The following is a 23,975-nucleotide window of genomic DNA, read 5'->3' on the forward strand; positions in this document are numbered from 1 at the left end:
TATTTTTACTTTATATTTACTATAAAATCTTACCATCCTTTACAGATAGGTAAAAGCTCCCCATCTCCTTTATTTGGGCCTGGCCACTGGTCAATTCTACAAACAAGGCCTTCAAATCTTCTAGTCTATCTTGTTCACAGTTGATTATTATATTTACACTATCAGTGTATTCTATGTCCTTTACATGGTAGCCCCTATTGGCCAACTCATTTTGGGCCTTGCCTAGTAGTGTATAGTCCAATTCTACAGACACTTGGATAAAGGGCATTTTTTCAACAATCTGACCTGCATCCAGGCCAATCTTTGCCGTCTTAGTATAGGCACGAACCAGACCTCCAGCCCCCAGCTTGATCCCACCAAAGTAACGGGTACCTACGACAACCACATTGCATAGGCCTTCCTTTTTTATAACTTCTAGTGTAGGTATTCCGGCAGTACCTTGGGGTTCACCATCATCACTATACCTCTGTATATTCATATTTTGTCCAATCACATAGGCCCATACATTATGGGTAGCATCCTTGTGCTTAGAACTTATTTCAGCTATAAAAGCCCTAGCTTCTTCCTCACTTTCAACTGGCTTGGCATAACCGATGAAAAGGGACTTCTCTATTGTAACTTGGTCCATGCCATAGTCGTGTATAGTCCTGTATGTATCCACCAAAACACCCCCCTTTATTCAATAACCTTATTATACCACATATAAGAAAGTTTTTTGACAAAGTAGCTGATAATCTGTCAAGTATTGGCCTAGAGAAAATATTTCTAAATTAAATCGTTAAATATTTCCGAATATTTAAAAAATTTATAAAGAATTTTTATCAATAAAAAGGAAATCGTATACTTTTATAGAATAAGATTATAATATTATTTTTGGGTTCTGGTAGTACTAGTTCTCACCAAGCCTAAAAATCATAGAAGGAGGGGACAAAATTGGTAATAGGATGGGATAATGTCGACGACCTTGAGGATTACTTTATAACTTATCTCCTTTATAGAGACTCGCTAACTGTACCTCAGATAGCAAGGATAAGGAACTTGTCACAAGATGAGGTCAATCTTCAGCTTATCACTGCCAAGACCGAGATTCGTAAATCAAAGCAGGAAAGCAAGAAGGATGCTGAATGTGATATTATTGTAGACTACCTTACCTTGACTAAGGAGGAGCGCCTAGAGTTTTTGGATAATTTATCTGATAAGGATAAAAATGCTTTTAAAAGACAGGTCTATAAAGGTATCCTAAAACTTAATAATGTCGATGATTTGATGGTTCTTGTTTGGACCGTAGGAGAATTTAGGGATGACAGGTTTTTAAATATCCTCTACCCCCTAACTCAAAAGGGGCACTCAAATCTCAGGAGAATAGCCTACTCAGCCATAGGTAAAATTGGCAGTACCAGTAGTGTCTCCGTTGTGGAAATGGGACTCATGGATGACAATCCTCAAATCAGACAATATTGTGCCAAATTCTTAGGTGATATTGGCAATAGGGACAGTATAAAAGTCTTAGAAAATGTTATAAAAAACAAGACGGATTTTGAAAAGGAATATGTGATTAGGGCCTGTGTCCTTTCTTTGGACAAACTATATTTCAAGTACAAAATCAAATAATAGCCACGTAGATGCGTGGTATAGTAATATTACTTATTAAACTGGAGGGATTCAAGATGATAGTGAGACGTTGTTCTGGTGGTGTTGTGTTTTATGCAAATAAGGTTCTACTAGTTGAGAATGATAAGGGCGAATGGACTCTACCTAAGGGTAAGATCATTGGTGATGGTCTACCTCATGAAAGCGCAATAGATAGGGTAAAATTTGAAACTGGCGTTGATGCTAAAATACTCGATATAGCTGGTGATACTATATATGAATTTTTCTCAAGGAGTAGAAACCAGAGAGTATGTAATGCGATTATGTGGTATGTTATGGAATCACCTAACCAAGAAGTTAAATTAACAGGTGAATTTTTAGGCGGTGGCTTCTATAAGGTATCAGAGGCACTGGAAATGTTAACACATAGCAAGGAGAAATCTCTAGTGGACGTTTCTTATAAGAAGTATAAGAACTTCAAGAAAAGTGATGATAAATAATACTTTTTTAAAAAAGTAGGTCTTCTTTTATTTGAAGACGGGGGAGTATTATAAAAATTAATATATGAGGGACTAACTGGCATAGGTAGTCACCTTAAAAAGGGCATTGCAACTAATATTAGGTAGGTGTGGTGCCCTTTATTTTCTTCCTCCATTATAATTACTTTTACAAAAAAAGCAGGGTCAAACTATAAAACTTGACCCCACTTTTTTCTAATCTCTATGGATATTACTAATTCATTTTTCTATTCAAATTGTATCTTACATCATACTCTTTGTCTAAGTCTTTCCTTAGATCAAGATTTAACTCTAGTTCAAGAGCAAAGAAGGTATCATCCTCAAACATGTTGCCGAACTTTTCAATGGCTATCCTCTGCTTGGCTTCAAAAACTTTCTTTCTTTCGATGCTTGAAAAATTCATTTCTCGAATCTGTCTAGTCTTATCTTTCATAATGGATCTCCTTATATTGGATTTTTTACACTACCTTTCCATTATACCTTGAATATGATTTTTTTCAAGCCTTTTTTATAAGTATTTGAATATTTTTATATAAATAGGTTTAAGTTACCTTCTTCAGCATGTGCTAAATAACTTGCAACACCAGCTATTTCCACACCATCGATTAGTTCTTCTTCCCTGATACCCATTATATCCATACTCATAGAGCAGGCCACAAATTTTACACCCATTTCCTGGGCCCTAGTCATCAGTAATTCCAGACTATCGACATTTTTCTTGTCCATTACACCCTTAATCATCTTAGTTCCTAGTCCACCCATGTTCATCTTGGATATCTTAAGTTCATCGATTCCCTTAGGCATCATCATGCCGAACATCTTTTCCATGCCCTTCTTATCTACATTAGCATCACTTCTTCTAAGTATATTCAAGCCCCAGAAGGTAAAGAACATAGTAACTTCCTTGCCCATGGATGCCGCCCCAGTCGCTATAATGAAGGAAGCTATGGCCTTGTCCAGGTCACCACTGAAAACTACCATGGTAGCTCCATTTGATTTGTTGGCTGGTTCTTGGCCACTTGTCATACAAGATATTGGCTGGCATGGTCCATTTTTCTGGATTACAGCCTTAGTTACCATATTTTCTAAGGAGACATCTACCAAACTGTGCCCCATTTTCTGGCACCAAGCCCCTATATCCTTCCTAAAACCTGGATCTCCCGCTAATATCTCTATCCTGTCGCCAATGCAAGCCTCATCCATAGCCTTAAATACCTTGGCTATAGGGCCTGGGCACTGAAGTCCTCTTGCATCTATTCGTATAAGTTTACCCGTATAGGTATCGTCTGGTGAAGACTCTTCATTATCTAGTTTTTTTTTATAACATCTGAGTTATCTGTACAAGCAATACCTAAACCACCTAGGTTATCAGAATTTGATTCCTTATTTACATTTAACTTTAACTGGTCATATGAGCTGACACCACCATCAAGGTTGATTGGCTTGAAGCCCTTTTGAGTAAGAATCCTAGCAGCTAGGTAACCCCTTAGACCAACCTGGCAAGTTACATATAGGTCCTTGTCTTTAGGTATTTCATCTAACCTATCCCTCAATTCATCTAGAGGTATATTTACCGATCCTTCTATAGAACCAAGTTCATACTCTTCTGGTGTCCTAACATCTATTAGGAAGGCTCCCTGGGCAACCAAATCATCTATCTTGTCAACCGTAACAGTCTCTACTAGGCCATCTATTATATTAGTAGCCACATAACCTGCCATATTTACCGGGTCCTTAGCTGATGAGAATGGTGGAGCGTAGGCTAATTCTACATCTTCCAGGTCTCTTACTGTAAGACCACCTGCTATTGCTGTAGCTATTACGTCTATCCTCTTTTCAACTCCTGCAAAACCAACTACCTGGGCACCTAATATCTTACCACTTGGTACTTCAAATATTAACTTGAAGTCAAGAGGCATAGCTGTTGGATAGTAACCAGCATTTGACAACGGGTGAAGGTGAACTACCTTGTAATTGTCAATACCCATCTGCTTTAAGCTCTTTTCATTCTTACCAGTTGATGATGCCGTCATATCGAATACCTTTGCTACAGATGTTCCCAAGGCACCCTTATATCTTACATCTATACCGTTTAGTCTATCGGCAAGTATCCTGGCCTGTCTATTTGCAGGAGATGCTAGGGCTATGCTGGCTGGCTGGCCATATACCCTATCCTGTGTTTCTATAGCATCACCAAGGGCATATATATGTGGCTTAGAAGTTTCTAACTTGTCATTAACTTTTATATGACCCCTAGGTCCCATTTCTAGACCTGCAGACACTGCTAGTGCATTTTCAGGCTTAACACCTATTGATAGGATAGTTATATCTGTATGTATTTCCCTACCGCTCTTCAACACAATAGTTCTTCCATTATCCTTAAATGAGTCTACTCCATCACCCAATACCAGGTCAACTCCGTGGTCTATCATGTGGGCATGTAGGATCTGGGCCATCTCAAAGTCAAATGGTGCCATTACCTGGTCTAGCATTTCTACCAAGTGTACCTTAACACCTCTTTCAACTAGGTTTTCAGCCATTTCTATACCTATGAAACCTCCACCGATTACTACTGCTTCCTTAGGTTCTTTTTCATCTACATAAGCCTTGATAGCATCTGTATCCGGTATATTTCTAAGAGTAAATACATTGTCAGCATCAGCCAGTCCTGGAATTGGAGGCTTAACTGGGTTAGCACCTGGTGACAAGATTAATTCATCATATGATTCAGTGTATTCCTGGCCTGTTTGAAGATTTTTTACTGTAACTTCCATCTTGTCAGGATCTACAGCAGTTACCTCACTAAAGTTTCTGATATCTAGACTAAATCTAGCGCTCATACCTTCAACAGTTTGAACTAATAGGGCTTCTCTTTCTGTTATAACCTGGCCTATATAGTATGGTAGACCACAGTTGGCAAATGAGATATACTCGCCTCTCTCAAACATTATTATATTAGCTGTTTCATCTAATCTTCTCAATCTAGCCGCTACTGTTGCACCACCTGCAACCCCACCTACAATCAGTATTTTTTTCATAATTTTCTCCTCTCAATTTTATAAGTTGATACTTAAAATTTCACAAATTAATTCTTATTCTTTAATTTCGTATACTTGATTTTCATAAATTAATTTGATTTTATAAATTAATAATTCAAACCTATTTTAGTCATTCATATTTTTCACTATTTCAGCTACAAAATCATTGTCTATGGAATAGATAATCTCCGTCCCATTTCTCTCTCCCTTAATAATACCTGCTGACTTTAGCCTTGACAGGTGCTGGGATACCGTGGACTGGGCAAGTTCTAGACAGACATGCATGTTAGATACATTACTAGGTCCTTCCTTGACCAAGCCCTTGACTATACATAGTCTGGCCGGATGAGATATAGCCTTTAAAACATTAGCATACTCAACTAGGGCCTGGGCATTTACATTTAGTTCTTCCATATACCCACCTCCTTATATATAACTTTCTGTATATTCATATATTACAATATTTGAATATATGTGTCAATAGGCATTTTATTTTTTATGTCGTATATTCTGATAAATAAAAATATGATATAATGAATATTATACTAATTAAGCATGAAAACTAATATATGGAGGTTACAATGAACATAGAAGAAAGAAAATGGGAAATTATGTACGACCAAGAAGCCTTACAGACTAGAATAAAAGAGCTCGGAAGTCAAATTAAAAATGATTACCAGGACAAGAATCTCTTGGTAATATCCCTACTAAAGGGTAGCTTTATTTTTTGTGCAGACCTGGTTAGGGCAATAGACATACCTAGGCTAAAAATCAACTTTATGACTACATCAAGCTACGGTGACTCCACTGACTCCAGTGGCAAGGTCCAGGTCCAGGCTGATATTACAATAGACGATCTAAGCCAGTATGATGTCATTCTTCTTGATGACATAGCTGATACAGCCAATACAATGGACTTTGTTTACAAACATATAGCAAGAAAAAATCCTAAAAGTCTTAAGACATGTGTTCTTTTAGACAAGCCTAGTAGGAGGCAGGTAGAATTTGTACCTGATTATATTGGTTTTACTATAGAGGATAAGTTCGTAGTTGGCTATGGATTCGACTTTGAAGATATGTACAGGAATGTCCCTTATATATTCAATGTTACTGAGGAATTATTATAAATAGAAAAACAAGCAAGTAAAAACTTGCCCATATTTTGAATTTTATTAATGGAAATACTAAAAATCTTCTTACTAATAACCCGGATTAGAAGATCTAATCCGGGTTGCTTGCAAGAAATTACTGGTATTTCCTTTTTATATTTTTATCTTTAGTATTTCTTCTTGGAGTCCAAGTTCAAATACTAGACCATTTTTTCATAGGTTATCTGGTAGCCATATTTTTCATACTGGTCTACTATTGTCTCCCAAAGGTCTTCTAGGCCATTTTTCTTGGATGAAGATGTAATTACCACCTTGTCATCCTTGTCCATATTCAGGGTCCTCCTGATAATGGCTTCATGCTTTTGGTACTGGCCTCTGGTAATCTTGTCTGCCTTAGTTGCAACTACCACACAGTCATAACCAAAGTGCTTGATCCAGTCGTACATCATCTGGTCATCTGCTGTCGGTTCATGCCTTACATCAACTAGGAGAAAGATAGCACACAACTCTTCCCTGTCCTCCAGGTAGCGCTCCATGATGCCACCCCACTTGTCCTTTTCTGTCTTGGATACCTTGGCATATCCATATCCCGGCAGGTCGACAAAGTAAAATTCATTGTTTATCAGGTAGAAATTTATAGTCCTTGTCTTACCAGGTGTTGAAGATGTCCTTGCAAAGGTCCTCCTGTTTAAAAGACCATTAATCAAAGATGACTTACCAACATTAGACCTACCTGCCAGGGCTATTTCCGGTATTCCCTCGGCAGGGTACTGGCTTTTGCTGACAGCACTCATGGTAATTTCAGCACTCCTAATCTTCATTATCTCCTCTGTTGGAACCTCACTCTGGCGGCTCTTGTAGTAGTGGGGAGGATTGGTCATGGTCTTCTTATTGTTCTTTTTCTTGGTATTATTCTTAGCCATAGTATCAACCTACTCTTTTTCCATCAAGGCTATGTCAATTACCTGGTCCATAGTCTCTACTAATACAAACTCTATGTCCTGCCTTACATTTTCCGGTATCTTGTCAATATCTGCCTTGCAATCCTTAGGTAGGATAATCTTTCTAATGCCCATCCTATAGGCGGCTAGGACCTTTTCCCTTACACCACCAACAGGCAAGACTCTACCACGCAGGGTAATTTCACCTGTCATGGCTATATTTCCTGGTACCGGCCTGTCTGTCAGGGCAGATATAGTAGCCAGGGTCATGGTAATACCGGCAGATGGACCATCCTTTGGAGTAGCCCCCTCTGGTATATGGATATGTATATCCTTATCCTTATGGAAGTCAGCTGGTATACCTAGCTTGTCTGCAATAGACCTGATATATGAAATACCTGTCCTGGCAGATTCCTTCATGACATCACCCATCATACCAGTAAGTACTATACCACCCTTACCTGGTAGGGCACTGACCTCTACCTCTAGGGTAACTCCACCCACAGCTGTCCAGGCTAGTCCATTTACCACACCTACCTGTGGGTTAAGGTCAAGTGGCTCCTCCTTGTACTTCTCAGTTCCCAGGTATTCTACCACCTTTTCCCTGGTCAAATTGATAGGCTTCATTTTTGGATTACCGACCATCTCCTTAACTACCTTCCTGCATAGTTTGGCAATTGTACGCTCTAACTGTCTAACACCAGACTCTCTTGTGTACCTACTGATAATGTATTTAATTACATCGTCATCAATAGTAATAAAGCCCTTGGCTAGACCATTTTCCTTGATCTGCTTCTTCAATATGTACCTTTTAACTATTTCTAGCTTTTCCTCTTCAATATATCCCTCTATATCTATAATCTCCATCCTATCAAGTAGGGGCCTAGGTATCTGCCTTAGGTCATTTGCAGTAGTTATAAACATTACCTTTGATAGGTCAAATGGTAGCTCTAAATAGTGGTCTACAAAGTACTTGTTCTGCTCTGGATCCAATACTTCCAACATGGCAGATGTTGGGTCTCCCTTAAAGTCACTGGACATCTTGTCAATTTCATCCAAAAGGATTACTGGGTTTTTAGACTTGGCCTCCTTCATGGCATTTATAATTCTACCTGGTATGGCCCCTATATAGGTCCTTCTATGACCCCTGATTTCAGCCTCATCCCTGACACCACCAAGTGATATTCTTATAAAAGGTCTGCCTATTGCCCTGGCAACTGACTTTGCTATAGATGTCTTACCAACACCTGGAGGTCCGGCTAGACATATGATTGGTGCCTTCATATTCTTTGACTGCTTTCTAACTGCCAGGTACTCAAGTATCCTGTCCTTGACATCATCCAAACCATAGTGGTCTTCATTTAGGATCTTTTCAGACTTGTTTATATCAAACCTGTTTCTGGACTCCTTGTTCCATGGTAGGGAGAAAATAGTATCCAAATAGTTCTTTAAAATACTGTAGTCAGGAGAATTAGAAGGTGTTCTTTCCAACTTCTCTATTTCCTTTTCAATCTTCTCACGAGTCTCATCAGAAATCTTCAACTCATCCAACTTGGCCCTATACTGGTTTTCCTGGCCATCATCGCTGATATCACCGAGTTCCTTCTGAATGGCCTTTAACTGCTCCCTTAAGTAGTAGTCCTTCTGGATCTTGTTCATCTGCTTTCTAACATTGTTGTGGATTTTCTTGTCTATCTTGATTACCTCTAACTCTTCTAGTAGGTAGTCGTATAGGAGTTTCATCCTATCTTCAATATCAAGGGTAACCAAGACCTTCTGCCTATCACTAAACTTTAAGAAGAGGCTAGAAGCCACTATATCAACTATCATAGAATAACCTTCAGCATCTGAAAGGTCCATGGAAGCATCCGTAGGCACATCAGCTGCTATACTAAGGTACTCTTCAAAGCCCTTTAGTAGCCTTCTTGAATAGGCTTCTAGTCTAGTCTTTTCTTCCTTTGTAAATTGTTCTTCATCAAATTCTATAGGTGTGATCTCACCCATCCAGGCATCATTTTCATCTATCCTCATAGACTCGAGTCTGGCCCTCTCTATACCCTCTACCAGGACCCTGATAGAGGTATCAGATGTCCTGATTACCTGCTTGATGCTACATATAGTACCAATTGTATATATATCATCAATCGTAGGATTTTCTATACTGGAATCCATCTGACTAACTAAAAATATCTTTTCATCATTTATCATAGATAGCTCAAAGCTCTCAATAGAATTTAACCTTCCTATATCGAATGATTGTAGGATACATGGAGATATTGATATCCCCCTTAGAGGTATCATTGGCATCTCTATCTTATCCTTGAATATTATTACACCCTGGTCCTTAGCCTGCTTTTTTTTATTTTCAGACTCAGTAACTTCTATTTCATCTATTTTATCATCTAATTTACTCATAGCTTACTCCTTTCAAACTACAAATTTACGTGTAATCCTATTATATACATAATTTCTACCTATTTTCAATACAATTACCCAAAAACATGGAACTTATTGACTTTTTTTGTAAAAATATGCTTCTTAATGGTATTTTACTGCAAAAATGACTCCCTTATTTTCTCAATTAATATGATATATGAAAAATATTCTTCTTATTTAATTTTCCACCAAAAATTATATTCTAAATATAGCCGACTTTTTTTAAGATCGGCTTAAGAAATAAATTATCGTTTTTCAATAATTTATTATTGACATTCAATAACTTTAATCCTATAATTTAAGTAAGCAATATTTAATTTAGTTGATTGTATAAGTAAGGAGAATTTTTATGAACGATCAAATATTTAATAAGAAGCAACTTTCTTTTATTAAAATTGTACTAGTCTTGTTTATATTAGCTTGGGTTCTATTTTCCATAGACGATTTAAAGTTGATTTTGAATCCAAATTATACAAAAAAAGACCTCGTATTTAAGATTTCCTATATGATATTTTTTATAACTAGCCTTGTTTCTTTCGTCCTCGTCTATATAACTCTGAATCAAATAAAAGTTAATCCCTTCTCAAGTAAGGTGGTGACCTTGATAAAGTGGACTTCCCTCTTATTTTTTATAATAGGAGTAACTTCGACGTTTAAAGATACATATAGGGGGTTAGATGGTGCCTTTGTTGTTTTTGGGCTTACGATTAATCTAGTCTCTCTTATATTTTACATATCTTCCATTTCTTTACTTATTTTAAGTGATATATTGTCTGAAATTGTTAGTATTAAGAAAGAATCTGAATATATAATTTAGTTTAAATTCCAGACCTTATACCAAAGTATATTTTGAAAATGTGGTATTTAATACAAATTTCATATAAATTTTTAAAACGGAGGCTTTATTATGAATAGAAATGTAAATAAATATAAGGGTGAAAAGTCCACTTCTTGGACAAATTTCATATATAAATATCAAAGGAAATTTCTTGTAAGAATATTACAATTGTTATTGTTTTCTAGTATTTTAACCACTGGATTAAATTTCTTAGCACTTCTTGTCGGGTTAGCAAGTATAGTTAATTTTCACGTTGATCTGTCCCCTTTTATTTTTGAATTTACTGTTATGCTTTTCGTATCTTTAGTTTTGTTCTATCTGCACAAAATATACACTGCTATAGAAAAAGCCTCTCCTTTAAATATCAAGAATGCAAGATATTTACAGGTCTTAAATAGGCTTTTTATGGCACTCTTAATAATCTTATTGCTATATTCTATCTTTATAAGAAAGCAGGATAACCTCTTATGCGTGATTGAATTTCGCAGTCTATTTTTTTCCCTTTTTATATTAGCATGTTTATTTTATGTTTTCCATAAGATCTTTATAGGTATAATCAAAGTGAAGGAAGACTATGACTTAACAATATAGGAGGTATGCAAAATAATATGTCTATAAAAATAAATTTAGACCTGGTCTTGCTAAAAAAGGGCATTAGCTCCAAGGACCTGGCTAGGACTATAAACATAACTAGTGCCAACCTGTCTATATTAAAGACCGGCAAGGCCCGTGCTATCAGGTTCTCAACCCTGAATGATATCTGTAAGGCTCTGGACTGCCAACCAGGTGATATACTTGAATATATAGATGATGGTTTAGATGATAATATAGAAAATGATATAGATTAAAAAAATAGACTTTGTCTAGTAACACTTGGGTTACTGACAAAGTCTATTTAGATTAATCAACTATTTAAGATTAAGCTTCTAATCTTTCTGCGTTTGATAAATCCTTCTTACCAGTTCTTATAATTAGGTAAGCATATACGAATGCTAGTACTATACCTGCTATAGTGGCAATGCCTAGTGGTAGGTTGAATCCTATCTTAGCATTTAGTAGGTATGTAGATATGATATACATATAGAACATACCTGGTATTAAGCTCATGATGTAAGGCTTCTTCAACTTGTACAAGTACAATGTGATCATAGCAAATGCAAATACTGCTATAGTCTGGTTAGCCCATGCGAAGTACTGCCATAATACGTTGAATCCTTCTGCATTCAACTTAGCGAATATAAGGATTGCTATAACCGGTATAAATATACAAATTGATAGTGTAACCCTATTTTTAGCCTTTGACTGATCGTATCCAATAGCATCTGCTATCATCAATCTAGCTGCTCTAAGGGCTGTATCTCCTGATGTTATAGGTAATACAATTACACCAAGTACGGCAATTAGACCACCTATCGTACCTAGCATATCATTAGCGACCAAACCTATGATGGCCGGTTTACCAACTAGTTCTGCTGGCACACCCTTATAGTAGATACCCATAGCTGCTGCTGCCCATATCATGGCGATGAAACCTTCTAGTATCATCATATCGTAGAAAGTCCTTCTACCTTCTCTTTCATCAGATACAGATCTACCAATTAGTGTAGCCTGAGTTGAGTGGAAACCTGATACTATACCACATGCAACAGTTACGAAGAATATTGGTAATAACGGAGTTCCCTTAGGATGTGAACCCATCCAGTTAGCCGCAGTTACATTATCTAGGTGATATCCCTTGATAAATAGTCCAAAGAATATACCAATTGCTGATAACAACAATATTGCACCGAATATTGGATATATTCTACCAATAATCTTGTCAATTGGGAATAAAGTAGCTGCTAAGTAGTAGAAGAATATAACAGCATATACTACCCAAACTATAGGATTTGAGCTGACAGCCTGCTGCTTTAATAGACTGGCTACTACCAAGTCCCCTGGTGTGTAAATAAACACAGCACCAACTAGAATCATTAGGACGATTATAAAGATATTATATACCTTATAAACCTTTCCACCTAAGTGGTCCTGAATAAGGGCTGGCATCTGCTTACCATTACTTCTGATAGAAATCATACCAGAAAAATAGTCATGCATTGCTCCACCTAGCACACAACCTATTGGTATCAATAGGAATGCTATAGGTCCAAACAGGATACCCTGGATAGGTCCAAGAATTGGTCCTGTACCCGCAATATTAAGTAATTCAATAAGTGCATTCTTGCTCTGCTTCATAGGAACATAGTCTACACCGTCGTTTATACTAACAGCTGGTGTTGGTCTATCATCTGGTCCGAAGACTTTTTCACAGACTTTACCATAGGCTAATCCGCCACCGATTAGTATAACTAATCCAATTATAAAAGTAGTCATTTTATAATACCTCCTAAAATTTTATTTAAATCAATATTGATTGATTTACGTGTTTAAGGCTATTTTTGCTTTGGCTATCTATCAAATAAATAGTCAAGCACATTTAGGCCTGATTCTGTCCCCTATCCTACATTTTTTGAGGAGCCTTCATGCCCAAAATCTTTAGGGCATTTTCAATTGTCTGTCTAGTTGCTTCAACCAGGGCTAGTCTTGCTGCCCTTAAGTCATCATCTTCAACCAAGATAGGACTGTTGTGATAGAACTTGTTGAAGGCCTGGGCCAGGTCCAATACAAACCTAGTCACTATATGTGGCTCATTCTTCTTCATGGCAGTCATAATACTCTTGTTGAATGTTTCTAGCACACTTAAGACATCTGCTGCATCCTGGTCAGACAGGGCTTCATAGTTAATATCTGCACTTATAGGCTGGTCAGCCTTCCTTAGTACAGCACAACACCTAGCATGTGTATACTGAACATATGGTCCTGTTTCCCCTTCAAAGCTAAGTGTCCTATCCCATGAGAATGTGTAGTCCTTGATCCTACTATTAGATAGTTCTTGGAATACTACAGCTCCCACACCTACTGCCTTTGCAACTTCATATATATTCTCTGCATCTGGATTCTTTTCTTCAATTATCTGTCTAGTCCTATCTATTGCCTGGTTTAGGACATCTTCAAGGAAGACTACCCTTCCCTTTCTAGTTGACATAGTTCCCTCTTCTAGGGCAACCATACCGAACTGAACATGGACCATATCCTTATACCAGTCATAACCCATCCTCTTAATTATTTCAAAACACTGTTTAAAATGTAGCTCTTGCTGTGCCCCTACTACATATATCGACTTGTCAAAGTTATATATTTTCTTTCTGTAGAAGGCAGATGCCAGGTCTCTAGTCAGGTAAAGCGTAGAACCATCCCTCTTCTGAATTAGGGCTGGTGGTAGTTTGCTATCTTCTAGGTCTACTATCATGGCACCATCAGACTCTACCAATAGGTTTTTCTCCTTTAATTCTTCAATTACTGCTGGCATCTTGTCTGAATAGAAAGATTCTCCAACATATGAGTCAAAATCTATGTCTAGTAGGTCGTAAACTCTCGAGAATTCTTTCAAACTCTCATCCCTAAACCATTGCCATAGGTCTTTGGCTTCTTGATCTCCATTTTCTAATTTAGTGAACCATTCTCTGGCTTCATCTTCCATTTCTGGCTTGGCTTCAGCCTCATCATGGAACCTGATATATAATTTTAGTAATTCCTTTATAGGGTCTTTTTCTACTGCCTGCTTGTCTCCCCATAGTTTGTAGGCCACTATCAGTTTACCAAACTGGGTACCGTAGTCACCAAGGTGGTTTAGTTTTTCAACGTGGTAACCCTGTGACTGGTATATCTTACTAAGGGCATTACCTATTACAGTCGTCCTTACATGACCTATATGGAAGGGTTTAGCTATATTTGGAGAAGAAAACTCTACTACTACAGTCTTACCCTTTCCAAATTCACTCTTACCGTAATTTTCCTTTTCACTTAAAACTTGATTTATTACCTTCTTGGCTAGACTTTCCTTATTGACAAAGAAATTCACATAGCCTCCCAGGTTTACTATTTTATTTATGTCATCTGTTGGCTGTATTTTTCCTGCCAAGTCCTCTGCTATTGCATTTGGAGCCTTTCTAAATATCTTTGCTAGCTTAAAACAAGGGAAGGCATAGTCACCCATTTCCTTGTTTGGTGGTACTTCTATAAGGGCTGTTATCTCTTCAAGAGTCAAGTCTTCTATCTCAGACTTTATAATTTCAGATATCAGCTTTTTAAAATCTGCCATTAGTCTTCCTCCAATATATTTATCTATAGTCATATAATCGTTCTGCTTTCTTCAATATTATATGATATACCATTTTTTTTATTTTTTCAATACTTTACGTCTTATTTCCTATATATATTATTATTAGTCTAAGCCTTTGTAAAAACGATAATTAAGTTTATATACGAATCAAAGATTTTCTTCAGTTATTACCCTTATTCCATGCTTTCTAAGTAGGGCAGCAGTCACGCCTTGTCCAACCTTTTTTTGGCCATCAAACCTGCCTGTATAGATCTTGTTGCCACCACAGGATGGACTAGATTCCTTTAGTATAGCCAGGCTGGCCTGGTGTTTTTGAGCCTGGTCCAATGAAATTTGTGCCCCCCTTAAAAATTCTGCTGTTACATCTTTACCATCCTCATCATATACCTTTGCCCTACCCTCTACTACATCTACCCCATCATATCCGGGCTCTATTTCAGATGGCAGACGTGGTGACTCAAGGCCACCCATGGATTCGGGACATATCTTAATATAGTCCCTTCCTTCCAAGAATTTCAGGACCCTTTCACTTTTATTGTCGCCACCATTGTACTTACATTTTACACCTAGGAGGCAGGCAGATACTAGGACTGGCCCCTTATCTATATTTTTCATTTTTATCACCTTTTTGACTTTAGTTTTTTATATTCACTTTATAGCTTTTATCTATCTTTCTAAGTGTGGCTATCATATATAGTATTTAGCCTATGCTTGACCTAGCTAGATTTAGGCCATATACATTGATTTTTCTAACCTATTTTACAGTTACAATGGTTACTCCTGCCCCACCTTCACCGTACTGGCCTGGCCTCGTAGACTTAACATGGGGGTTCTTTTTCAATAGCTCTGTCATACCCTTCTTCAGTATACCTGTGCCTATACCATGTATGATCGTTACCTCTTCATGGCCTGCCATACAGGCATCATCCAGGTACTTTTCAACTGCCATGGTTGCTTCTTCAAGGTTCATACCCCTTAGATCCACCTTTCTTTCTACACTACCGGACTTGGAGTTTATAACCTGTCTTGTAGTCTTGGTCACCGTATTCTTTTCCTTCTTAGCTATAAGTTTAAGCGACTTATACGGCAGACTCATCTTCATGATACCAACCTGGACTATGGCTTCCTTCTTCTTGTCATCTGCTGATATAACTGTACCATCCTGCCTTAAGGTTATTATATTTACATCTGTACCAGGTTTTAGGGTCTTGATTTCCTTGGATGCATACTTCGGAACAACCATACTCTCCACACTAGGCTGAAACTTGCCCATAGACTGGCCGATTTTCTTTCTAATCTCCTCAAGTCTACGGTCTTTTTCCCTGCTATCCTTAAGCCTGTCTGTCTTCCTGATTTCCTTTATCATGGCATCCGTATCTTCCTTGGCCTGCCTAACTATAGAGAAAGCTTGACTTCTGGCATTTTCCAGGACCTTGGCCTTTGACTTGTCTAGTTTTTCCAACTTGGCCTGGTAGTCTAGCTTTATATCCTCTATTTCCTGCCTGTACCTCTCTGCCCTTTCTAGTTCCTCTTGGGTTTTAAGCCTGCTCTTTTCGACATTCTGTAAGACTTCTTCTATTTCTATATCTTCGTTAGTAAGAAAGTTTTTTGCCTGGTCAATAATATGCTCACCTAGGCCTAACTTTCTAGATATTTCAAAGGCATTTGACTTGCCCGGTACCCCTATTAGGAGCCTATAGGTAGGAGAAAGAGTCCCCATATCAAACTCTACTGCTGCATTTTCCACATCTTTTTTGGCTAGGGCATACTTTTTCAACTCACTGTAGTGGGTAGTTGCTATACAAGATGCCCCAGACGACCTTATATTTTCCAAGATTGCTATGGCCAGGGCTGCCCCTTCTTCTGGGTCTGTACCTGCCCCTAATTCGTCAAATATTACTAGAGACTGGTCTGTCACCCTTTCTACTATATCTACAATCCTAGTCATATGGGATGAGAAAGTTGATAGGTTCTGTTCTATACTCTGGTCATCACCAATATCTGCAAATATCTGGTCGAATATGCACATACTAGTCCCGTAATTTGCCGACAGGTGTAGTCCACACTGGGTCATCAAGGCAAATAGGCCCAGGGTTTTGATAGTTACAGTCTTACCCCCTGTATTTGGTCCTGTAATAAGTAGGGTTGAATAATCTCCCCCCAAGATAATATCATTGGCTACAACTGACTTCCTATCCAATAAAGGGTGCCTACCCCCTACTATCCTGACCAACCTATCTTGGTTTAGGTCTGGTTCTGTTGCCTTCATATCTATCGAAAGCTTACCCTTGGCAAAGGCAAAGTCCAATTTGGCCAAAATTTCCTGGTTGGATAGTAATTCCCTACTCACCTGACCTACCATGGCTGACAGGTTGGCCAGGATTTTTTCTATTTCCTCTTTTTCCTGAAGTTTTAACTGTCTTAGGTCATTATTCATCTCTACTATAGTCATAGGCTCTATAAATAAGGTAGCTCCTGATGAAGACTGGTCGTGGATAATTCCTGCCATCATAGACCTGTACTCTGCTTTGACTGGTACTACAAACCTGTCCCCCCTCATGGATATAATTGCATCCTGGAGGTACTTTTGGTAAGTAGTTGAAGATATAATACCATTTAATTTAGATCTGATAGACTGGTTTTTCTGTAGGATCCTCCTCCTGATTGACCTTAGTTCTGGTGAAGCAGAGTCAGCTATTTCCAACTCACTGATAATGGCATTGAAAATCTCCTCTTCTATATCCTTGTGTATATATAGGGATGTGGCTAGGCTCTGGATGATAGGATACTTGATTTCATCATCCTCTTCATCTATTGAAGTCTCAGAATTACCAAAGGTCTCCTTCTTAATCTGACCACTTAGGACATTACTAAGTACCCTGGTTGCCCTCATGGTGTCAGCCAGGTCTAGGAGGCTTTTCGGTTCTAAAACAGCTCCCAGGTCTGCCCTCTTGGCCTTGTCTCCTATGTCATGGATCCCCTCTAGTGGAACGTGCCCCCTATTTATGAGGATTGACTGGGCCTCAGTAGTTTCTTCCTGGGCAGTCTTTACCTCCTCGAAAGTTGACATTGGTCTTAATTTTTCTATCATTGAAAGACCTAGACTGGATGTAGCCTTGGCCTTTAGCATATCTATTATTTTATCTAATTCTAACACCTTATAAAATTTAGCTTCCATATTCACCATCCTTTTCTAAGGCCTTGATGCCTACTTTAATTTCTATCTCAATATTATACCACATTGGTCTTTAACCATGTTATAATATATATGTAAAGATTTATTTTGGAATTATACTACTTAGGGAGGTGCTTTGAGATGAAGTATATAACAGAAGGTTTATTTCCAACATTGGTTTTCAAAAATTTTGAATGTATCTCAAGAATCCCTAGACCATCCGGTCACGAGGGAGCCATCAGCGATTATATTATGAATTTTGCCAAGAGCCTAGGTTTAGAGACCTACCAAGATAGCTACAAAAATCTAATAGTAAAGAAGCCTGCAACAAATGGGAGTCCTGACCCATCTACAGTTATGCTACAGGCCCACCTGGATATGGTGCCGGAAGCTAGCGACTCTGTAGACCACGACTTTACCAAGGACCCAATTGAGTTAATCCTTGAGGGCAATAATCTGAGGGCTAACCAGACTACACTTGGTGCTGATGATGGTATGGGTGTAGCCTATATGATGGCTATCCTAGAAAGCGAAGACCTGTCACATCCAAACCTTGAATGTGTCTTCACAGTAGATGAAGAGGTCGGCTTGATAGGTGTGGAAAAATTAGATATGTCAGACCTAAAGTCTACTTATATCTTAAATCTTGATGGCGAAGAGGATGATTCTATCCTTGTGGGCTGTGCAGGTGCAGTAAATGCAAGCATGGTTTTAAGGAAGGAATACAAGCCCGCTATTTCTACAAACCTGGCCTTAGAAATAAATGTCAAGGGCTTATTTGGAGGCCATTCAGGCATGGATATCGACAAACAGAGGGCCAATGCCAATGTGATTATGGGTAGGATACTTAGCTCTATCACTTATGATTACGACTTGTTCTACATAGGTGGTGGTTCCAAGAGAAATGCTATACCTAGAAGTTGTGAGGCCGTCCTATCTATTAAAAATGAAGACCTGGAAGCACTTGTTAGAGAAATTCAAAAACTTTCTGCTAAAATACAAAAGGAGTACTACCCTACTGATCCTAATTTAAAGATAGAATTGAGAAGGTCTGCACCTACTGATTTTAAGGTGTTTACAGATAATTGCAAGAATAAGATTGTAGATATACTCAGCCTAACACCAGATGGCATTATATCAAGGGCAATAGACCTGGATATGGTAGATACATCTTCTAACTTTGCCGTAATCAGTGAGGACAACCAGAATATAGAATTCAACAGCCTTGTAAGATTCTCTGCAGATTCTAAAAAGGACTATGTAAAGACAAAATTGGCCAGACTGGCTAAACTGGTTGGGGCCCAGCTAGAATTCTCTGCTGAATACCCTGCCTGGGAGCATGACAAAAATTCTAAGTTAGAAGACTTGTCAGTAGATGTCTACAAGGAAGTATTTGATAAGGACCCTAATGTTGTAATCATGCATTGTGGCCTAGAATGTGGTATCCTTTTAAACAAGCTTAGACACAAGGCCGAGGCGATTTCAATTGGACCTAATATGTTCAATGTACATACACCGCAAGAACATGTAGAGGTTGATTCTGTAGCTAGGATGTGGAAGTTCATCATTAGGCTACTAGAGGTACTATAGAAAATATAGGATTTTTATCACAGACAAGACAAAAAGACACCCTGGTTACCAACCTTGGTGTCTTCTTTAAGTTTGCATAAATATATTTAATTATAATTTCTCTTATAAAAGTTCCCTGGCCTGGTCCTTCCAGCATATAAATCCAGTAGTCCCTGGACCTCCATGGGTTCCTATTCCACAGCCTATCATAAAGTACCTTATCTCAGAAGGATTTAACTCTGATTTGATTAGCTCTTCTAGCCTATCCCTCTCTTTTAGGTCATCTGAATACCCTATATAGACCGTCCTGCCTTCTAGGCTAGATATTCCATTTCCCCTGGCTATATCTACCAGCTTACTAGCAACATTCTTCTTGCCCCTGGCCATGCCAACATTATCAACTATACCATCCTTTATGATGCAAAGAGGTTTGATGCTCAGGACTGTTCCTATTGTAGCTGTAGCCCCAGATATCCTTCCTCCCTTACTAAGGTATAGGAGGTCGTCACAGGAAAAACAACCAAAGGCCATATCCTTCATAGCCTCAATCTGGTCGACGATTTCGTCAAGTTCCTTACCCTCTTCCCTTAGCTGACAGGCCCTTATCACCTGGATGGCTATGGCAAAACTAAGGGTATTAGAGTCTATAATCCTAATCTTGTTATAAAAATTATCTTCCAGCTCTGACTTTGCCATCACAGCACTCTGGTAGGTGCCTGTAGCACTTGCAGCAGCTGAAATATATAGGATATCATAACCTTCTTCACAATACTTTTTAAAATTCTCATAGAAGGCACCATATGTAACCTGGGAAGTCTTAGGTATGATTCCTTCCTCTCTTAAAAGTTTGTAAAATTTTTCTCCATCTATATCTATCCTATCCTTATATTCAACACCATCAATGATTATGCTTAGTGGCAGCATATCAATATCATATAAGTCCAAATAGTCTTGGCTTATATCAGATAAACTATCGCAGACTATCTTAATTTTATTCATATTTACCTCCATATATTACCTATACCAGACCGTCAAAGTCTAACTGCCTCATGGCCTCGTATACTACAATGGCTACTGCATTGGATAGGTTGAGGCACCTGGCACCCTCTATCCCCCTCATTGGTATCCTGATACAAGTATCCATATTAGCTTCTATCAAGTCCTTGGGTAGGCCCTTAGTCTCCTTGCCAAATACCAAAAAACATCCATCTTCATACTTTACATCCGTATGATTTTTCTGGCCATTTATGGTAGAGAAGAAAAACTTTGCACCCTTATGCTTGTCTTCAAGTTCCTCAAAACTATCGTAATATTGTATATCAGCTATATCCCAGTAGTCTAGACCACACCTCTTAAGGTGCTTGTCATCTAGGGAAAAACCCAGAGGTCTTACTAGGTGGAGTATTGCTCCTGTATTAGCGCATGTCCTAATTATATTACCTGTATTATGTGGTATTTCTGGCTCAACAAGGACTATATTGATAGCCATAATATCAACCTCCTTCTTATAAAATATCCTGTCTAAAAGCTATAGTAGTTGCACATATGGCTTATGGAGCAATTACTACATTCTGGTTTCCTGGCCTTACAGACCCTCCTACCATGGAAAATCAGTAGGTGGTGGGAATGGGTCCACCTGTCCTTTGGGATTGCCTTCATAAGGGCAAATTCTGTTTTCTCAGGAGTGGTTTCCTTGACTATGCCTATCCTATTGCTAACCCTAAATACATGGGTATCCACAGCAATAGCTGGTACCCCAAAGGCATTGCTCAGGACTACACCTGCTGTCTTTCTTCCTACACCTGGTAACTTTACCAGGTCTTCTAAATTATCTGGTACCTGGCCCCCATATAAGTCTACCAATATAGAAGATGTTTCCTTTATCTTCTTGGCCTTAGACTTATAAAGACCACATGTCTTGATCATATCTTCTATCTGTCCTATACTAAGGTCCTTAAAATCCTGGGGCTGGTTGTATTTTTTAAACATTTCCTCCGTAACTATATTGACCCTCACATCCGTACATTGGGCTGACAGTATGGTTGCTACCAGTAGTTCAAAGGCAGATGAATGCACCAACTCACAATGGGCATCTGGGTGCTGGTCAGCCAGGAGGTCAAGTATTTCTATTGTTTGTTTTTTTGTCTTTTTTCTCGGCATTTTTCCTCCTCTAGTCGACTATCCTACTTCCACCTATAAATTCTCTGATTATGGATGTAGGCCCTATATCTCCCGTATCATCTATTGTATTAAAGTACTGCAAGAACTTTCTTAGCCTTAGGGCATCCAGATAATAACAAGAGTCTTCGTCAACCTGTCTCAATAGCTTTATGGCCATTGGTTTTAGGACTGACAGCTCATAAACACTTGCTGAGTTGAACATTACATCCGCCTCTTCCTGGTAAGGGAAAATATTTATTTCTTCACCCCTCCTAACTGAGGCCCATTTTTCCAGAGTACTCTCAGCATTAGAGTTTCTAAATTGATGGTCCCTAACTATCCTCCTTATCAACCTGAAATCAGTGGTTGGTATCCTATTGTGGTCATCTAAATTTATCTGGGTTATGACACTCAGGTATATCTTAAACTTTAAATCATCTGGTAGGTCCTTGGTCAAATTTGGATTTAGGCCGTGGATACCCTCCAAAATTATAGGATTATCACCCTCTAGTTTCAAGGTTTTATCAGTATAAACCCTAGACCCAGTCATGAAATCAAATTTTATTTTTGCAATCTCCTTGCCTTCCAGAAGGTCTTTTAAGTCCCTATTAAATTGGACTATATCAATTGCATCTATGGATTCAAAGTCGTAGTGCCCATTTTCATCCCTTGGAGTATCATCCCTATTTACGAAATAATCATCCAAAGATATAGGGAGTGGTGTCAGGCCATTTACCCTCAACTGTATAGACAACCTGTGGGCAAAACTGGTCTTGCCTGAAGAAGAAGGGGCGGCTATCAAGATCAGCTTACTCTTTTTCTTTACTATCATATCGGCTATTTCAGCTATCTTTTTTTCGTGCAGGGACTCTACAGTTCTTATCATATCACCGTACTCATTGTTTTCTATAATCCTATTTAGGTCTACCAGGGTCTCTATGCCTAAGGTTTTTGACCACTGCTCAGACTCCCTGTAGATATCTGATAACTTTGGTAGGGGCTTAAATTTAGATACTGTGCCCTTGATACCCTTATCTGGACCCAGGATTACCAGACCTTCCCCCATCCTTACCAGGTCAAAATCCTCGATATAGGATGTAGATGGGAACATATAACCATAAAAATAGTCAAAGTATCCATTACACTCATAAACCTTAGTCAAGTCATCATCCCTATACTTTAAAAGGTTGGACTTGTCAAACCTTCTAACCTCTTCAAACTTATCTATAGCCTGGTCATTTGGCATATAGTGACAAGTTATCTTATAGTCTTTTTTTATATATTCTTTCATCTTTGCCTTTAAGATCTCAACATCTTCATCAGTTAGGTCTTTTGGCATCTTAAGTAGGCAGTAAAGGCCACCTGCTATAGAATGCTTGATAAATACCTTACACTTATCAAATACATCCCTGCAGGCCATAACTAAAAGTAGGGACAAGCCCCTAAAATATAGGCGGATACCATCATCACCAGTAGTATCTATAAGGTGGACATCCTCACTAGTATGCAATACATAGTTGAGGTCATGGTACTTGTTCTTAATTTTAGCCATACAGATATGGCCCTGGTAGTCATCCTTTAGCATTTCTGCCAATTTGGAAAGCCTAATCTTACCATCCTCTATCCTTATTTCCTTACCATCTACTCTAACAATCAAATTACTCATCTATCTATCCCTTCATACTATGACAAAATTCAAGGGGGTCCCCCTTGAATTTCAAACATCTATTTTACAGTCCCTATATTTTGCAAGGGAAATAATCTGACCAATACATTTCCTACCAGCCTGGATTCTGGCACGAATCCAACCTCTGAATACCTGCTATCTAGACTGTTTCTCCTATTGTCACCCATGCAAAAAAGCGTGCCCTTTGGTACAGTAGTATCTATATCGCCATCTGTATAATTATCCTTAGAAATATATTCCTCATCCAGGACCTTTCCATTTACCTTGACGACCCCATCCTTGATAGTAATGCGGTCACCACCTACGGCTATTACCCTCTTAACCAGGTCTTTAGTACTGCTATCGTCCTGTAGGATAAAGTCTAATACCTTCTTGGCCGTGCTCTTTTCTTGTGTGTTCAAGTTTTTTATAGGCATATAACTATCAAATACAACTATATCTCCCCTCTTAACACCAGTATACCTACTAATCCTGTTTATAATTAGGTAGTCGCTATTTTCAAGGGTTGGGTACATTGATAGACCATCTACCCTGGTTGGCCTAATAACCTGAACTATAACTACAGCCAAAATAGCTGCCATTAAAAAAACTTTTATAATTTCTTTTACTTCATACATAAATCCTTTTTTCTCTACTCGACTCAATTTAGTCTCCTTCCTCAACCCTGAATATTGTATTTTTCTAGCCTATAG

At 38.3% G+C, this 23,975-nt stretch carries 22 protein-coding genes; 6 read left to right on the forward strand and 16 right to left on the reverse strand.

What is annotated here, in order from left to right; genetic code table 11:
* Positions 1-19: 19 nt before the first annotated feature.
* Positions 20-661: a YigZ family protein gene (locus HMPREF0634_RS05145; RefSeq protein WP_007789747.1), complete on the reverse strand. Its 642-nt coding sequence runs from the start codon at positions 659-661 to the stop codon at positions 20-22.
* Positions 662-933: 272 nt separating this feature from the next.
* Here HMPREF0634_RS05145 and HMPREF0634_RS05150 point away from each other — a divergent pair, with 272 nt between their 5' ends.
* Both HMPREF0634_RS05150 and HMPREF0634_RS05155 read left to right on the forward strand, forming a co-directional pair.
* A complete protein-coding gene (locus tag HMPREF0634_RS05150) occupies positions 934-1,611 on the forward strand; it encodes a HEAT repeat domain-containing protein (protein WP_007789756.1) in 678 nt (225 codons plus the stop codon).
* Positions 1,612-1,667: 56 nt separating this feature from the next.
* Complete coding sequence (locus tag HMPREF0634_RS05155) at positions 1,668-2,090, forward strand: NUDIX hydrolase (RefSeq protein ID WP_007789725.1); 423 nt, start codon at positions 1,668-1,670, stop codon at positions 2,088-2,090.
* Between the two features lie 232 nt (positions 2,091-2,322).
* Here HMPREF0634_RS05155 and HMPREF0634_RS05160 read toward each other — a convergent pair whose 3' ends face one another.
* The 4 genes from HMPREF0634_RS05160 to HMPREF0634_RS05175 form a co-directional block, all read right to left on the reverse strand.
* Positions 2,323-2,541 (reverse strand): hypothetical protein, encoded by a 219-nt coding sequence (locus HMPREF0634_RS05160; RefSeq protein ID WP_050786360.1) that lies wholly within the window; start codon positions 2,539-2,541, stop codon positions 2,323-2,325.
* 95 nt (positions 2,542-2,636) lie between these two features.
* Positions 2,637-3,311, reverse strand: coding sequence for a DsrE/DsrF/DrsH-like family protein (locus HMPREF0634_RS05165; protein ID WP_007789623.1), 675 nt, complete (start codon positions 3,309-3,311; stop codon positions 2,637-2,639).
* A gap of 104 nt (positions 3,312-3,415) precedes the next feature.
* Positions 3,416-5,146, reverse strand: coding sequence for a CoA-disulfide reductase (locus HMPREF0634_RS05170; protein WP_007789689.1), 1,731 nt, complete (start codon positions 5,144-5,146; stop codon positions 3,416-3,418).
* A gap of 126 nt (positions 5,147-5,272) precedes the next feature.
* Complete coding sequence (locus HMPREF0634_RS05175; RefSeq protein ID WP_007789738.1) at positions 5,273-5,560, reverse strand: ArsR/SmtB family transcription factor; 288 nt, start codon at positions 5,558-5,560, stop codon at positions 5,273-5,275.
* A gap of 167 nt (positions 5,561-5,727) precedes the next feature.
* On the opposite strand from HMPREF0634_RS05175, the gene hpt reads away from it, so the two are divergent.
* The gene (hpt, locus tag HMPREF0634_RS05180; RefSeq protein ID WP_007789760.1) at positions 5,728-6,273 is read left to right on the forward strand and encodes a hypoxanthine phosphoribosyltransferase; all 546 of its coding nucleotides are present in this window, start codon (positions 5,728-5,730) and stop codon (positions 6,271-6,273) included.
* Positions 6,274-6,455: 182 nt separating this feature from the next.
* On the opposite strand, the gene yihA is transcribed toward hpt, so the two are convergent.
* Both yihA and lon read right to left on the reverse strand, forming a co-directional pair.
* A complete protein-coding gene (yihA, locus tag HMPREF0634_RS05185; protein ID WP_040565801.1) occupies positions 6,456-7,076 on the reverse strand; it encodes a ribosome biogenesis GTP-binding protein YihA/YsxC in 621 nt (206 codons plus the stop codon).
* A 111-nt stretch (positions 7,077-7,187) separates the two neighbouring features.
* Positions 7,188-9,503: an endopeptidase La gene (gene lon, locus HMPREF0634_RS05190; protein ID WP_243440515.1), complete on the reverse strand. Its 2,316-nt coding sequence runs from the start codon at positions 9,501-9,503 to the stop codon at positions 7,188-7,190.
* A 1,036-nt stretch (positions 9,504-10,539) separates the two neighbouring features.
* On the opposite strand from lon, the gene HMPREF0634_RS05200 reads away from it, so the two are divergent.
* Together HMPREF0634_RS05200 and HMPREF0634_RS05205 are read left to right on the forward strand one after the other, a co-directional pair.
* A complete protein-coding gene (locus tag HMPREF0634_RS05200; protein WP_040565792.1) occupies positions 10,540-11,061 on the forward strand; it encodes a DUF2975 domain-containing protein in 522 nt (173 codons plus the stop codon).
* 17 nt (positions 11,062-11,078) lie between these two features.
* The gene (locus HMPREF0634_RS05205; RefSeq protein ID WP_007789742.1) at positions 11,079-11,318 is read left to right on the forward strand and encodes a helix-turn-helix domain-containing protein; all 240 of its coding nucleotides are present in this window, start codon (positions 11,079-11,081) and stop codon (positions 11,316-11,318) included.
* 70 nt (positions 11,319-11,388) lie between these two features.
* On the opposite strand, the gene HMPREF0634_RS05210 is transcribed toward HMPREF0634_RS05205, so the two are convergent.
* The 4 genes from HMPREF0634_RS05210 to HMPREF0634_RS05225 form a co-directional block, all read right to left on the reverse strand.
* Entirely contained in the window at positions 11,389-12,843 is a 1,455-nt protein-coding gene (locus HMPREF0634_RS05210) for a carbon starvation CstA family protein (RefSeq protein WP_007789661.1), read from the reverse strand.
* Positions 12,844-12,970: 127 nt separating this feature from the next.
* On the reverse strand, positions 12,971-14,671 hold the full coding sequence (argS, locus tag HMPREF0634_RS05215; RefSeq protein WP_040565793.1) for an arginine--tRNA ligase: 1,701 nt from the start codon (positions 14,669-14,671) through the stop codon (positions 12,971-12,973).
* Between the two features lie 168 nt (positions 14,672-14,839).
* Positions 14,840-15,307 (reverse strand): DUF523 domain-containing protein, encoded by a 468-nt coding sequence (locus tag HMPREF0634_RS05220; protein ID WP_007789650.1) that lies wholly within the window; start codon positions 15,305-15,307, stop codon positions 14,840-14,842.
* 139 nt (positions 15,308-15,446) lie between these two features.
* Positions 15,447-17,870 (reverse strand): endonuclease MutS2, encoded by a 2,424-nt coding sequence (locus HMPREF0634_RS05225; protein WP_007789676.1) that lies wholly within the window; start codon positions 17,868-17,870, stop codon positions 15,447-15,449.
* A gap of 138 nt (positions 17,871-18,008) precedes the next feature.
* Here HMPREF0634_RS05225 and HMPREF0634_RS05230 point away from each other — a divergent pair, with 138 nt between their 5' ends.
* Positions 18,009-19,457: an aminoacyl-histidine dipeptidase gene (locus tag HMPREF0634_RS05230; protein ID WP_007789685.1), complete on the forward strand. Its 1,449-nt coding sequence runs from the start codon at positions 18,009-18,011 to the stop codon at positions 19,455-19,457.
* Between the two features lie 102 nt (positions 19,458-19,559).
* Here the strand turns inward: HMPREF0634_RS05230 and HMPREF0634_RS05235 are convergent, their stop codons facing one another.
* The 5 genes from HMPREF0634_RS05235 to lepB are packed head-to-tail and all read right to left on the reverse strand — an operon-like array spanning position 19,560 to position 23,927.
* Positions 19,560-20,435, reverse strand: a complete 876-nt coding sequence (locus HMPREF0634_RS05235) for a DegV family protein (RefSeq protein WP_007789668.1) — start codon at positions 20,433-20,435, stop codon at positions 19,560-19,562.
* Between the two features lie 19 nt (positions 20,436-20,454).
* Positions 20,455-20,925: a tRNA (uridine(34)/cytosine(34)/5-carboxymethylaminomethyluridine(34)-2'-O)-methyltransferase TrmL gene (trmL, locus tag HMPREF0634_RS05240; protein WP_007789648.1), complete on the reverse strand. Its 471-nt coding sequence runs from the start codon at positions 20,923-20,925 to the stop codon at positions 20,455-20,457.
* Between the two features lie 32 nt (positions 20,926-20,957).
* On the reverse strand, positions 20,958-21,596 hold the full coding sequence (nth, locus tag HMPREF0634_RS05245) for an endonuclease III (protein ID WP_007789740.1): 639 nt from the start codon (positions 21,594-21,596) through the stop codon (positions 20,958-20,960).
* A 10-nt stretch (positions 21,597-21,606) separates the two neighbouring features.
* Positions 21,607-23,262, reverse strand: coding sequence for a nucleoside kinase (locus tag HMPREF0634_RS05250; RefSeq protein WP_007789645.1), 1,656 nt, complete (start codon positions 23,260-23,262; stop codon positions 21,607-21,609).
* A 59-nt stretch (positions 23,263-23,321) separates the two neighbouring features.
* Positions 23,322-23,927, reverse strand: a complete 606-nt coding sequence (lepB, locus tag HMPREF0634_RS05255) for a signal peptidase I (RefSeq protein WP_007789750.1) — start codon at positions 23,925-23,927, stop codon at positions 23,322-23,324.
* Between the last annotated feature and the right edge of the window lie 48 nt (positions 23,928-23,975).

The sequence above is a fragment of the Peptostreptococcus stomatis DSM 17678 genome, assembly GCF_000147675.1.
Taxonomy (GTDB): Bacteria; Bacillota; Clostridia; order Peptostreptococcales; family Peptostreptococcaceae; genus Peptostreptococcus; species Peptostreptococcus stomatis.

Excerpts from the sequence above, each read along its gene's own strand:
- HMPREF0634_RS05220 (WP_007789650.1), bottom strand. The coding sequence starts at position 15,307 with ATGAAAAATATAGATAAGGGGCCAGTCCTAGTATCTGCCTGCCTCCTA.
- HMPREF0634_RS05250 (WP_007789645.1), bottom strand. The coding sequence starts at position 23,262 with ATGAGTAATTTGATTGTTAGAGTAGATGGTAAGGAAATAAGGATAGAG.
- trmL (WP_007789648.1), bottom strand. The coding sequence starts at position 20,925 with ATGGCTATCAATATAGTCCTTGTTGAGCCAGAAATACCACATAATACA.
- argS (WP_040565793.1), bottom strand. The coding sequence starts at position 14,671 with ATGGCAGATTTTAAAAAGCTGATATCTGAAATTATAAAGTCTGAGATA.
- nth (WP_007789740.1), bottom strand. The coding sequence starts at position 21,596 with ATGCCGAGAAAAAAGACAAAAAAACAAACAATAGAAATACTTGACCTC.
- HMPREF0634_RS05225 (WP_007789676.1), bottom strand. The coding sequence starts at position 17,870 with ATGGAAGCTAAATTTTATAAGGTGTTAGAATTAGATAAAATAATAGAT.
- HMPREF0634_RS05175 (WP_007789738.1), bottom strand. The coding sequence starts at position 5,560 with ATGGAAGAACTAAATGTAAATGCCCAGGCCCTAGTTGAGTATGCTAAT.
- HMPREF0634_RS05235 (WP_007789668.1), bottom strand. The coding sequence starts at position 20,435 with ATGAATAAAATTAAGATAGTCTGCGATAGTTTATCTGATATAAGCCAA.
- lon (WP_243440515.1), bottom strand. The coding sequence starts at position 9,503 with ATGCCAATGATACCTCTAAGGGGGATATCAATATCTCCATGTATCCTA.
- HMPREF0634_RS05170 (WP_007789689.1), bottom strand. The coding sequence starts at position 5,146 with ATGAAAAAAATACTGATTGTAGGTGGGGTTGCAGGTGGTGCAACAGTA.
- HMPREF0634_RS05230 (WP_007789685.1), top strand. The coding sequence starts at position 18,009 with ATGAAGTATATAACAGAAGGTTTATTTCCAACATTGGTTTTCAAAAAT.
- hpt (WP_007789760.1), top strand. The coding sequence starts at position 5,728 with ATGAACATAGAAGAAAGAAAATGGGAAATTATGTACGACCAAGAAGCC.
- HMPREF0634_RS05200 (WP_040565792.1), top strand. The coding sequence starts at position 10,540 with ATGAATAGAAATGTAAATAAATATAAGGGTGAAAAGTCCACTTCTTGG.
- HMPREF0634_RS05155 (WP_007789725.1), top strand. The coding sequence starts at position 1,668 with ATGATAGTGAGACGTTGTTCTGGTGGTGTTGTGTTTTATGCAAATAAG.
- HMPREF0634_RS05205 (WP_007789742.1), top strand. The coding sequence starts at position 11,079 with ATGTCTATAAAAATAAATTTAGACCTGGTCTTGCTAAAAAAGGGCATT.
- yihA (WP_040565801.1), bottom strand. The coding sequence starts at position 7,076 with ATGAAGATTAGGAGTGCTGAAATTACCATGAGTGCTGTCAGCAAAAGC.
- HMPREF0634_RS05160 (WP_050786360.1), bottom strand. The coding sequence starts at position 2,541 with ATGAAAGATAAGACTAGACAGATTCGAGAAATGAATTTTTCAAGCATC.
- HMPREF0634_RS05210 (WP_007789661.1), bottom strand. The coding sequence starts at position 12,843 with ATGACTACTTTTATAATTGGATTAGTTATACTAATCGGTGGCGGATTA.
- HMPREF0634_RS05165 (WP_007789623.1), bottom strand. The coding sequence starts at position 3,311 with ATGGATGAGGCTTGCATTGGCGACAGGATAGAGATATTAGCGGGAGAT.